This is a genomic window from Paenibacillus sp. FSL W8-0426 (assembly GCF_037969725.1).
GTDB lineage: Bacteria > Bacillota > Bacilli > Paenibacillales > Paenibacillaceae > Paenibacillus > Paenibacillus hubeiensis.
Window position 1 is genome coordinate 6,004,618 of record NZ_CP150203.1, and the last position, 11,854, is coordinate 6,016,471.

The following is an 11,854-nucleotide window of genomic DNA, read 5'->3' on the forward strand; positions in this document are numbered from 1 at the left end:
TATTACCTATTTTATTTTCTCAGAAGGTAGGCGGAGGAGAAGTCAACTTATGAAAGACGGATCACTCGCCGATAATACATGCCATCGATGAGTTCCTCCCATTCCAGTTCGCCGATGTTGGCATCCCGATAATATACGACCGTAGCGGGCAAAAAACCGGCCACAGGACCAAGCCCCCCGCAGATCAAAGAGCCGCCGTCCCCACCTTTGGGCATAAGCTCTCCAGTCTGACTAAGCGTAAGCTCGCAACGATAGGGATCGCCTTCGAACCGGATGCCGAAGAAATTGGGCAGCTCCAGATCGTAAGCACGGCCGTCGTCCTCAAACATAGAAGGGTCCGGGTCCTGCTCCGCGTCTTCGTCCACAATGTCTGAGATACTCCTGCCGAAATGCTTCAGCTTCATCGTGTAGTCAAAGCTATCTCCCCACGGAAACAGCGTACGGCAACCCCCGCCGTAAAGGTACTCCCACTCCTCTTCCGTCAGCAAGGAAAACCCTGTTTTCTCGGTTTCTTCCTTCAACCGCTCCAGCGTCAGGTCTTCGTTGAACCAAAAGATTCGTATACCTCCTTCATGGCGCACCAAACGAAAATGCTGGTAACGTTCGTACTCGCTGATGTCAGATTGTTTGAATTTCTCCCATTCTTTCGCGAGTTCCCCATCATCCCAAGCCATAGCTTCTTCTTCGCTCACTTCAAACCAACCCAGGGAACGGGCCTGACATTCGACCAGCATCGGAGAAATGTGGACTTCTCTCACCGGAGACGAAAATTCGCGAAGATAAGCATCGATATCGTGTACGCCGTACTCACTGAAGGTTTCCCGAATATCGATGGCCGTCTCCTCGTTCATGCCTTCGTGCCAACCGTCCCACCCCAACGTCACGAGATCACCTGGAACAAATACGAAGTCCCGTTGTTCATAGGAGAACACACCTGTCTCCGTGCACCGACCGTACCGTTCAAATTTCCGCAAGCCTTCGTACGCCATGCCTTCCGGAAGTTCTGTCAGCTCCTGCAAATATTGTTCCTTTTCAACTGATGAAAGAGCAGCCCACGCTGTACGGTTCAAATGTTGTAATTCCATATCCCCCGCCCTCTCCCTGAATTGTACTCTCGTCACTTGCCCGCTGCATGCAGCAATGCCTGCAGAAGCTCCTTACGCCGGCCTTCGGCCTTTCGTGCCAAACCAGCCAGTTTCTCTACCTTTCCCCATATCGGATACAACACGCGCTGGACCTCATAAGCCTCTAATCCTTGCACCTTTTCTACCCATAAAGCCAGCTTGTCCTCATCTTCCAGCACAGGCTGAAGAGCTTTCAGCTTCAAACCATCGGTGGAACGCCTCAAACATGCGATGAGTGGCGGGAGCGATTGCTGCGTCAGTCCGTGTTGTTCGACAAAGGCTGCCGTGAACTTGTCCTGCACCATCTGATGCTCGTCATCCACCAGACCCATGTATGTCTCCACCAGAGGGAAATAACGCTCGTCCGCAAGGCCAAGTCCGAAGGTGGCGTAGGAACCAGGCATGCAATTTTTCTCTCCCTCCGTGTCCTCATACCATTCGAACTCCTCCATCACTTCGCGTGCGTATTCCTCCAACAGCGGATGCAATTCGGGATAACCCAGCGCATTCGCAAAAAAACGGTGGGTATCCGATTTCGCCAGTCCTTTGACCGGCAAGTAGTGCTTGGCTTTCGATTTCAGCTTGATTTTGTAGCTTTTGGGAAAACCCTGCTTCAGCAGACGGATGATGTATCCAAGCGCCTGTTCGTAAGCTTTCGCCGCTTCCTCGCGAACTACAATGGTGATGGTCGAAAAGACGTCATTGGCCGTGCATTCCACCTGTTCATTCCGCATTTGAATGTCTTCCTTGGCGAAGGTGCCGCTGCCCTCTTCCATCATGCGCGCGGCCTGACTGCTTCCAAGCTGCTCGGCAAGCTCAAGGAAGGTTACCCCCGTCGATTTGCTGTAATTGGGCTCATACCTTAAAATCATTACGGCTCCATATAACAGCAGCCTGACGGGATGATGATCAGCATCGTGTTCACCCAGAGACGCTCCTGGTTTAAGCGTATACTCATTGGATCTGTAAGCCGAGCGCTGGACGTCAAAATACAAGGGCAAAAACTGATTCTCCGCCCAGTTCCTCAAGCTTTGAGTAATATTTCTCCGATGCTCCGAGAGCGCTTCCTGGCGCCCCTTGTTCAACGCCTGAATGCGATCGTATTGCGCGATGATCCATGGCACGTCCAACTCCGGGAACAACACGGGATCGAGCAAATGCCGGACTAAAAAGAACGTTTCCAGCGGTTTCGTTGGATAAGACCCATTGGTCAGCTTCCGATCGACATAAGCATGTATCTGTTCAAGCAGCAACCGCTTTTTTTCCTCATTGACTGATTCAAACAGCGTGATCCGCAGAGAACCTTCGTCCGTCGGGAACTTGCCCCGAAAAGTAAATCGATAGTCAATCAGCGGCGTATCTGCCAAACGTTCCAGTCTCTCCTGAATCACCTGTGCCAAACGAGGACGGATTTCAGTCTGAACCTGCTCCACCGTAAAAACATCGTTCTTTCCGGGCCTCAATCCTTCTTCATCCATACCGAGATCCAGGCTGTCCACGGTTGTTCTTCCCGGCCGATAATCCAGCAGCACATCATCATAGATGCCTGATTGCAGCTTCGTTCGTTTCACTGTTGACTCGGCATCGTCCCGTTTCTCCGTTTGGTCGAACCATTGATGGATCTCCGCGATCATCTCCTCCACGGCCTCTTCTACAATGATGCTCATTGATCCGTCTCCTCCTTATATGGACATGTTCCCCTTAAAATGCACCACTACTTCTATCACAAATATGCGCATCTACGTTCGTATCCTGCCTATTATTGTACTATCGCTTGCCAGGCCTAAACAATAAGTCTCACGTACGGTTGTCCGCCGTCCTGCCCGCTTCGACGATCAACTCCAGATCGCTCATTAAACTCCCCCGGCAGAATAAAAAACACCGAAATCAAGGCCTGTTCCAGCCCGATTCCGGTGCAATTGCGAAAATGATTATTGATTGTAATCCTTTAGTACGACTTCTTTCAAACCACTTAATTTACGGTTTTGAACCATTCGTTCACTTCGACCGTAATGTCATCGCCGCCCATCGATTTCCATTTTTCCACGAATGCGTCGAACTCATCGATGCCGACTTGGCCGTAGATGATTTTGCTGAACGTGTCCTTCTCCAGCTTGTCGAGAGCATCCTTTTTCATTTTCATCGTATCGGTCGGCGCACCGGTGAACTTGTTCTTGATCGCATCGTCTTTGTGTGCCACGACCACCTCTGCAGCGGCGAACACTTCCGGTTTGTTGGCCATGCTCGTGTTTTTCTCGAACGGCGTTTCGGGCTCCTTGCCGGTGGCCAGTTCCGCGAGCGTATCCATCATCAAGTTCGGAATGCGCGCGCCGTCATACGTAATGGTGTACTTGAGCGGCGATACGCCATCCTTGAGATCGGCTTCGCCGACGACTTTGCCGTCCACGATATCGAAGTCGTACCCCTGGGCAAAGCCGTGCTCGAATTCGCCGCCCACTTCCGGGTTCGCAAAATGATCGAACAAGTAATTTTGATACGTGAAGAAAATTTCGGGATTCGCTATGTCCTTGTTGATCAATACTACGCCATTGCTTGCGCCGGAACCATGGTGGTGGCTTTCGCCAGTCGGGCCTGTCGGCAGCGCAATGGCTTTGTAGGCAGCGCCCTCCACGTTTTTCTTCACATCGTCGATCGGCCAGTTCGGCATCCAGTGCGGCCCGACGATGATGCCGGCTTTGCCTGCGGTAAACAGCTCGGCAGCTTTGATTTCATCGTAAACGCCGGCTTCCTTCGGCAGGTAGCCTTTGTCCAGCCACTCTTTCATCGTAGCGAGCCCTTGCTTCACGCCAGGCTGGATCGAGCCGTATTCAAGCGTGCCGTCCGCGGCTTCGTTCCATTGTCCGGGCATCGTGCCGTACATGCCGAAGATCCAGCCGGATTCCGTCATCCACGTATTCAGCGCGTTCTTCATGCCGACGGTCAAGCCGTACGTATCCTTTTTGCCATTGCCGTCCGGGTCCTGGTTCGTGAATGCGTCCATGACGGCCACCAGTTCGTCGATCGTTTTCGGCTCTTCCAGCCCAAGCTTTTTCAGCCAATCCTCGCGAATGAACATGACCGGATCGCCGTTATAGGCATAATCGAAAATCGGAATGCCGTACCTTTTACCTTCGTACATGTACGGGTACCACTCTTCCGGCGCGGAGGCGGCCGCCTCTTTCCACGTATCCGAAGCGTATTTGTCGAACAGCTCGCCAGCATCGGCGAACTTGCCGGACTCGATCAACTCCCGGACCAGATTATAATCGCCCCGGATCGAAACGATGTCCGGCAGCTCCTCGTTGGCCGACAACGACAGACGCAGCTTGGTATAGAACGCATCGTTGGTCACCGATACCGCCCATGGCGTGCTCAGCTCGATGCCTAACCGTTCCTTGGCCCACTTGGTGTGCACGTTGCTCTGGGCGGTTTCACCGTTTTTGAACCGGGTATCGTCGTTCCAGGCACGCAAGTAGCTCATCTGCACCGCCGGCTCATATTTCCCGTCCTTCAGGGCAAGCGGTGCCGCCGCTTCCGGCGCGGCTTCTTCCTTGGCTCCCGAGCTGCATGCAGTCACGACGACCATCGTCAGCGCGAGCAGCGCCGTCATCATTTTTCTATACATGAAAACCCCTCCTCAGTGACTGTGTATCCCCTTACATGAAAAGGATAGTTCAGCCGGGAAAGCAAACAAATATCACAATTTCAATGTTCATATCGATTTGTTAACCGTTCCGGAAATCCTGCGGCGTCAGCCCATAGTGCTTGCGGAACACTTGAATGAAATAAGGGGTGTTGTTGTAACCCACCTCCTGGCCGACCTCATAGATCTTCATCGAGGTATGCTTCAACAGGTGTACCGCCCGGTCCATCCGGGAACGCATAATGTAATCGCTGATGCCTTCGCCGGTGGATTGTTTGTACAGTTTGGACAAATACACCGGGTGCAGATGCACCTCACCGGCAATGACCTGCAGGGACAAGTCCTCGGACAGATGGCGGTCGATCCATTGCTGCACCTGGCGAATCAATGGCGGAACGTTGTCCTGGCGATCTTCCTGCGCGCTTGTCTCCCACTGAAGCATCACTTTCTTCGTCCATGCATCGAGGCTGCGCAGCGATACGCCGTATCCGTCCTTCAGCAGCTGCTGATACTCTTCGCCGAGCACCTCGGACAACTGCCTCCCTTCCCGATGCGCCATATAGGAGAACGCGGCCGCCAAATAGTGAAAAGCGACATACACATGCTCCGGAAATACGCTGCCTGACAGCTCCGCAAAGATGCCGTCGATTTTACGCTGTGCCTCATCCACTCTTCCCGCCTCCAACAGCGTGGTGAGTGCAGGCGGTTCATAGAGCGACGACAACGATTTCAGCGCCGTTCCCCGAGGTTCGGCGGTCGCTTGAAGATGCAGCCCCTTTCCGGCATCCGCTTGTTTGCGAAGGGCGCTGACGGCCTGCAGGTACAGCTGGGGGACATGTTCGGGAAAACGCCCCATTCGGCTCGAAGACACCGAAATGCTTGCATTCAGGTACTGCCTCACGCTGTGGATCAGCCGATCCCCCAGCCTGCCGAGCAGCAGCTCGGCATCGTCCCCCTCCTGCTTCGGGCTGACCATGAATACAAGGTCATCGTAAGCATCTTCGGTATGGCACAGATGATAGCTGCCGCCGAAGATTTCCTCGACCACGTTGGAGATGGCGTATTTCATCAGGCGGAACGCTTGGTGCGCCTCTTGCGCGTCATCGTAGCGAACGATAAGCACCTGCATTTTATCCTGCGGGCGAAAGCCGATCTCGAGCTGCTCCAGCTTCGCCGTCAATTCCCCATCGGCAAATCGCCGTCCCAACAATACGTCTTTCATCAGTTCCGCCCGCTTCGCCGGCAGATGCTCCCTCACCGAATACATGGCGCGCTGATGCATCATGCGTTTCTCCCCTTCAAGCCTGATCTGCACGGAAGCCTGCTGCACCGCTTCAATAAGTTCTTCGTCCCTTACGGGTTTGAGCAAATAGCTGACCGTGCCGTGCTTGAGCGCCTGTTTGGCATAGTCGAAAGAGGCGTGGCCGGACAAAATAATGCACTTGACCTGCTCCCACCGCTGCCTGACATGGCCGACCAGATCAAGGCCCGACAAGCCCGGCATGCGAATATCCGTGATGATGATATGAACGCTGTGCTCGGCCATCGTCTGCAAAGCCTCCTTTACGGAATAGGCTTTGAATACCCGGCCAATGCCGTGCTCCCTCCACGGAATGGATGCAGCAATCGATTCCACCGCCGAATGTTCGTCATCCACGACCATCAAATTCATCATGGGAAAGTTCCTCCTTAAACCATCGTATTTCAACGCTAAGCCCTCCCTGCGGAATCTCCGCAAAATGAAGCCCTGATGACAACCCGTATCGCGTAACCAAGCGCTGATGAACATTCCACGTCCCCGTGCCGATCTCTTCGCCCATCGGTTCGTGCAATTCCCGTTCGAGCCGATCGATCGCCTGCGGCGTCAGCGCGACGCCATCGTTGTCCACGAACAAGCTATAACGCGCATAGGTTTTGCCGTCGATCTGCTCGCGTGTAACCATGCCTGTCACCACGATATGGCCGCTGCCTTCCATCGGCTCAATGCCGTGGATGACCGCATTCTCCACGATCGGCTGAATGAGCAAGCGGGGAATGCGCTGCTGCATCAGTTCTCCGGGAACATCGATTTCATAGGAGAGCCGATTCGTACGCATCTGCTGGATGGACAAATAATTGTTCAGCAGCTCCACTTCCCGTTCGACGGTAGTCATGTCGTTCTGGTCCTTCGTGATGTAACGGTAATAATCGCCAAGACTGAGCGCCATGGCTACGACCGCTTCGCGATTGCCGAGCTGGGTCATGTTTTTGATGTAAGACAGGCAATTGTACAGAAAATGAGGGTTGATCTGGGACTGCAGATGCTTCAGCGTCGCTTCCCGCGAACGAATGCGTTCCTCGTACACCTTCTCGATCAGCTCCTGAATTTGCTCCGCCATATGGTTGAAGCTTTGGGTCAAATAAGTGAATTCGTCCCGTGAATGGTCGACCGCAATCCGGGTGGAAAGCTGTCCCTTGCGAATCTGCTGCAACCCTCTCATCAGGCGGTAGATCGGGATCTGTACCTTGCGGTAGAGCAGCAGGGCCGCCCCGATGCTAAGTACAAGCAGCAGCAGGATGGACGTCACGAACATGTTCCGGCTCTTGTCCATCGGATTCAGCAGGTCGTCCAGCACGACCGGGTTGACATATATCGCATCCAGCTGTTTGGAGCGGACGTAGCTGACGAGATATTGCTTGCCGCCCGCTTCGAGCTGCCAATTCCCGGCGTCCTGCCCCAGTGCATCCAGCGGCATACCGCGCCGAATGGCTTCCACCAGTTCCGGCTCCGCGCTGCGATTGACGAACGGGTCGCTATTCGGGACGAGCAGGAACGGATCGCCGCCCTGCGTCTCCTTGAAATCGTCGAGCATGGCCACAATGTTCATCGGGTCGAAGCTGATTTCCATGACCGTCCGCACACCCGTTTCAGCCGGTTTGTCGCTCCATTCATAATGGTCGGTGAAAAAATACGTAAAGCTCCCTTCGTTCAGCTTCCACGCACCCGGCTCCGGATACCTAAGCATGCTTTCTTTAAACACCGTAAGATTCGCCTTTGTGGATAGAACAAGCTCCGCCTGCGGCAGCACAATCGTGATGTCGTTTTTCCACTGGCTGGTGGACTGGTACAACGACAATTTGTCGAGAATGTCGAGATAAATGCTGTTTTTTTCGTATTGGCTCGTTGCATCGTTCATGTAGCGATAATGCAGTATGCTCGGATCGCGCAGCAAGGTCAAAGCGTATAACGAGAGCTGCTCTATGTTTTTGTCCACCTGTGAACTGAAATAACTGAACTGGTTCAGGCTGGACTGCTGCTTCTCCTCCACGACCATATCCACGTTCGCCTGATTCGCATAACTGTAGAGCAGCAAAATCGGTACCAGCAGGCACACCAGCAGCACGACCGTTTTGGCGAACACCGTCAATCTCATGACTCCACCCTGCTTCCGGTTAAGAATAGGAAAACACCGAAGTCCTATTTTATATTGAAACCCCTTACATATCCATATTGAATTTTGGTTAACAAATCAACATCCGTCTTGAAAAGTTGCTCTATAGCCGGCCTGTTTCCATTGCTATAATTCAGTTGCTCCACCCGTGCAGAGGCGATTCTGCCTTGATTTCTGGCACGGCTGGACGATCAAAGGAGGGACCTGATGGCTATGGAACAACCGATAACAAGCCCTGCTCCGGCAAGCCGGATAAACGGGCATCCGCGCAAGCGCACCCGCTGGAATTGGAAACGGACCTGGCCGCTGCACCTGATGCTGCTGCCTGCCGTATTGCTTACTTTGCTGTTCGCCTATGTCCCCATGGGCGGCATCGTGATCGCTTTCCAGGATTTCAAACCTTGGCTCGGCTTGACCGGGTCCAAGTGGGTCGGCTGGGAAAACTTCCGTTTCATGTTCGAATATCCCGACAGCGTGCAGGTCATCTGGAACACCGTGCTGATCGCTTCGATGAAAATCGTGGCCGGACTGGTCGCTCCGGTCGTCTTCGCGATTTTGCTGAACGAAGTCCGCCATTCCGCGTTTAAACGTTTCTCGCAAACGCTCGTATACCTGCCGCACTTCCTGTCTTGGGTCGTGTTGGGCGGTATCTTGCTCGACATGCTGTCCCCCGAAGGCGGACTTGTGAACCGGGTGCTGGCGGCGGCCGGCATCGAACCGATCTTTTTTCTGGGCGACGGCGACTGGTTCCGCGTAACGGTGGTGATCAGTGATGTGTGGAAAGAGTTCGGATTCGGGACGATTGTATTCCTCGCTGCACTGGCGGGCATCAATCCCGCGCTTTACGAGGCTTCCGAGGTGGATGGGGCTTCGAGGCTCAAGCAGACGCTGCACATTACGCTGCCTGCGCTGGTTCCAATGATTATCGTAGTAGGTACACTGTCGCTGGGCAACATCCTGAATGCAGGCTTCGACCAGATTTTCAATCTGTACAACCCGCTGGTCTATGAAAAAGGGGACATTATCGATACGTTCGTGTACCGTATGGGGATTTTGAGCGGGAAGATGAGCTTTGCGACCGCCGTCGGATTATTTAAATCCTTCGTGGCGATGTTCCTGATCATTACGGCCTACCGGATGGCTTACAAAATCGCCAATTACCGCATTTTCTAAGGAGGAATCAAGGTGTACCACAAAACGACCGGCTACCGTATCTTCAACGGATTCAACTTGTTCTTCATCGCGGTGCTCTCGCTCCTGTGCGTGCTGCCGCTCATCCATATTCTGGCGGTGTCCTTCAGCGGCAAAGCGGCGGCATCCGCCAACCTGGTCACGTTCTGGCCCATCGACTTCACGGTCGATGCCTATGCCAAAACGTTCGGCAACAGCAACTTCCTGAATGCGCTCTGGATTTCGGTTCAGCGGACCGTGCTCGGCACACTGCTCAGCATGGTGCTGGTCATCCTGACCGCCTACCCGTTGTCCAAAGAAAGCCTGCATTTCAAGGGCCGCTCGCTGTACGCATGGTTTTTCATCTTCACGATGCTGTTCAGCGGCGGACTCATTCCTTCCTACATTCTGATTCAGAAGCTGGGGCTGACGAACACGCTATGGGCACTTATTCTGCCCGGAGCGGTCGCGGTATGGAATCTGATTCTCATGATGAACTTTTTTCGCAACGTGCCGAAGGAACTGGAGGAAGCTGCGTTTATCGACGGAGCCAACCATATTACTACCCTGTTTCGCGTTTACTTGCCGGTATCCATGCCGGCCATCGCCACGATCTCGCTGTTCACGATGGTGGGACAGTGGAATTCCTGGTTCGACGGACTGATCTATATGAACGATGCGTCCAAATATCCGCTCGCCACGTTGATGCAAACCATTATCGTGCAGCAGGACTTTTCCAATATGAATGTGGACGCCACCCAGCTTCAGAACATGTCACAACGAACGGTCAATGCTGCCCAGATCTTCATTGGTGCGCTGCCGATCCTGCTCGTTTATCCGTTCCTGCAGCGTTTCTTCGTGAAAGGGATCGTTCTCGGAGCGGTCAAAGAGTAAGACCTTATTCGCCTAAATCAGCCTCATGGCAAAACCAAGGCACCCCCGGAAAGTGCAGGCAGTTGCCCGGTTCACTTGCTGCGGGATGCCTTTTTTCGGTACATCATCTCGTTGTATTCATTGATCAACTCATCCAGAAGCATCGACTGGCGAATGACATCCGGATGCCATAATTCGGCATGGGCGCTGGCGATCTGATGCAGCTTCCGTCTCGCTTTTTCAATGCATTCCTGAATGGTTTCCGGATTCTTCACCATACTCCCGCCCCCTGTTGACATTCCGATATTTCATCCAAAAAAGACCATCTAATATAATATTCGGAACAAAGAGGGCCAATAATTACCCCAAAATTAAATTTATCATTGAAAGCGAGAAGACTCCCTCCTCAAAAGCGTCAGTTTTGGTGGGGGATGAATCGCCATTTTTTTCTATTCGAAACCGAACATATGTGCTATAACAACTGCAAGGAACGGAGGTGTATGGCATGCTCTTCCATAAAGCATACAAGTATCGGATCTACCCCAATCGTACACAGCAGCAGCTAATCCATCAGATGTTTGGATGTTGTCGTTTTGTGTTCAACTATTTTCTGGGACAATGGAAGGATACGTTTGCCGCCACGGGTAAGGGCTTGTCGTACCATGCTTGTGCCACGCAGCTTCCAGATCTAAAGCAAGAACATCCTTGGATGAAAACAACGGATAGTATTGCCCTACAATCGGCTGTTCGGCATGTAGCCGATAGCTTTGATCGTTTTTTCAAGAAGCAGACGCAGGCTCCGCGTTTCAAAACCCGTAAACATCCGGTGCAAAGCTACACCACCCGATATACGAATGGAAATATCGCTGTGAATGGGAGGAAGCTGAAGCTACCCAAGCTGGGGTGGCTGCGGTTTGCAAACTCTCGTCCCTGTGAAGGACGCATTCTTTCGGCGACGGTACGGCGAAATGCCGCAGGTAAGTATTTTGTTTCGCTCGTCTGTGAAGTCGAGATGGAGCCCTTACCGCATAACGATAAGTCGGTAGGGATCGATCTGGGACTTAAAACGTGTGCGGTATCCTCCGAGGGGATGCGGGATACTCATCCGAAAGCCTGGAGCCGGTATGAAAAGAAGTTGGCAAGCTGGCAGCGGAGGCTGGCCCGGCGTACGAAAGACGGATTCAATTGGCAAAAAGCCAAACGGAAGATCGCCCTGATCCACGAGAGAATGGTGAATATCCGCCATGACTTTTTGCACAAGCTGTCCACCAAGCTGATTCGTGAAAACCAAACGATCAGTACCCTCGGACTTAAAGGTGTCTAACATGCTCAAGAATCACAAGCTGGCCAAATCGATTGCCGATGCGTCCTGGAGTGAGTTTAGAAGGCAGCTCACGTATAAAGCGGAATGGTATGGGCGCACCCTCAAGATTGCGAATACGTTTGCTCCGACAAGTCAAACCTGCCATGTATGCGGAGCGCTGCACCGAGAAGTGAAAGATCTTTCGGTACGGCAATGGGTGTGTCCCTCCTGCGAGACCCTCCATGATCGGGATGTCAATGCAGCCCGAAACATTAAGGATGTTGCCATATCGATCGTCATAGCGGCCGAG

The 11,854-nt window shown here is 53.0% G+C and carries 8 protein-coding genes and 1 pseudogene; 3 read left to right on the forward strand and 6 right to left on the reverse strand.

The window, feature by feature from the left end; translation table 11 throughout:
• Positions 1–47: 47 nt before the first annotated feature.
• The 5 genes from MKY59_RS27245 to MKY59_RS27265 form a co-directional block, all read right to left on the reverse strand.
• Positions 48–1,085, reverse strand: coding sequence for a hypothetical protein (locus MKY59_RS27245; RefSeq protein ID WP_339274734.1), 1,038 nt, complete (start codon positions 1,083–1,085; stop codon positions 48–50).
• 32 nt (positions 1,086–1,117) lie between these two features.
• Positions 1,118–2,791 (reverse strand): DUF6138 family protein, encoded by a 1,674-nt coding sequence (locus MKY59_RS27250; protein WP_339274735.1) that lies wholly within the window; start codon positions 2,789–2,791, stop codon positions 1,118–1,120.
• A 305-nt stretch (positions 2,792–3,096) separates the two neighbouring features.
• Positions 3,097–4,749 carry an extracellular solute-binding protein gene (locus MKY59_RS27255; protein WP_339274737.1) on the reverse strand — a complete coding sequence of 551 codons (1,653 nt, stop codon included), beginning with the start codon at positions 4,747–4,749 and terminating at the stop codon, positions 3,097–3,099.
• A 100-nt stretch (positions 4,750–4,849) separates the two neighbouring features.
• Complete coding sequence (locus MKY59_RS27260) at positions 4,850–6,442, reverse strand: response regulator (protein ID WP_236420459.1); 1,593 nt, start codon at positions 6,440–6,442, stop codon at positions 4,850–4,852.
• Positions 6,417–8,180 (reverse strand): histidine kinase, encoded by a 1,764-nt coding sequence (locus MKY59_RS27265; RefSeq protein WP_339274739.1) that lies wholly within the window; start codon positions 8,178–8,180, stop codon positions 6,417–6,419. The genes MKY59_RS27260 and MKY59_RS27265 overlap by 26 nt, the downstream gene beginning before the upstream one ends.
• Positions 8,181–8,405: 225 nt before the next feature.
• On the opposite strand from MKY59_RS27265, the gene MKY59_RS27270 reads away from it, so the two are divergent.
• The gene (locus tag MKY59_RS27270; protein WP_339274740.1) at positions 8,406–9,371 is read left to right on the forward strand and encodes an ABC transporter permease subunit; all 966 of its coding nucleotides are present in this window, start codon (positions 8,406–8,408) and stop codon (positions 9,369–9,371) included.
• A 12-nt stretch (positions 9,372–9,383) separates the two neighbouring features.
• Positions 9,384–10,262 carry a carbohydrate ABC transporter permease gene (locus tag MKY59_RS27275; RefSeq protein ID WP_236420456.1) on the forward strand — a complete coding sequence of 293 codons (879 nt, stop codon included), beginning with the start codon at positions 9,384–9,386 and terminating at the stop codon, positions 10,260–10,262.
• A 71-nt stretch (positions 10,263–10,333) separates the two neighbouring features.
• Here the strand turns inward: MKY59_RS27275 and MKY59_RS27280 are convergent, their stop codons facing one another.
• Complete coding sequence (locus MKY59_RS27280; protein ID WP_236420455.1) at positions 10,334–10,519, reverse strand: aspartyl-phosphate phosphatase Spo0E family protein; 186 nt, start codon at positions 10,517–10,519, stop codon at positions 10,334–10,336.
• Between the two features lie 227 nt (positions 10,520–10,746).
• Between MKY59_RS27280 and tnpB the strand changes: the two are divergent.
• Positions 10,747–11,842 (forward strand): annotated as a pseudogene (tnpB, locus tag MKY59_RS27285) (IS200/IS605 family element RNA-guided endonuclease TnpB); the annotation flags it as partial.
• Positions 11,843–11,854: the final 12 nt, after the last annotated feature.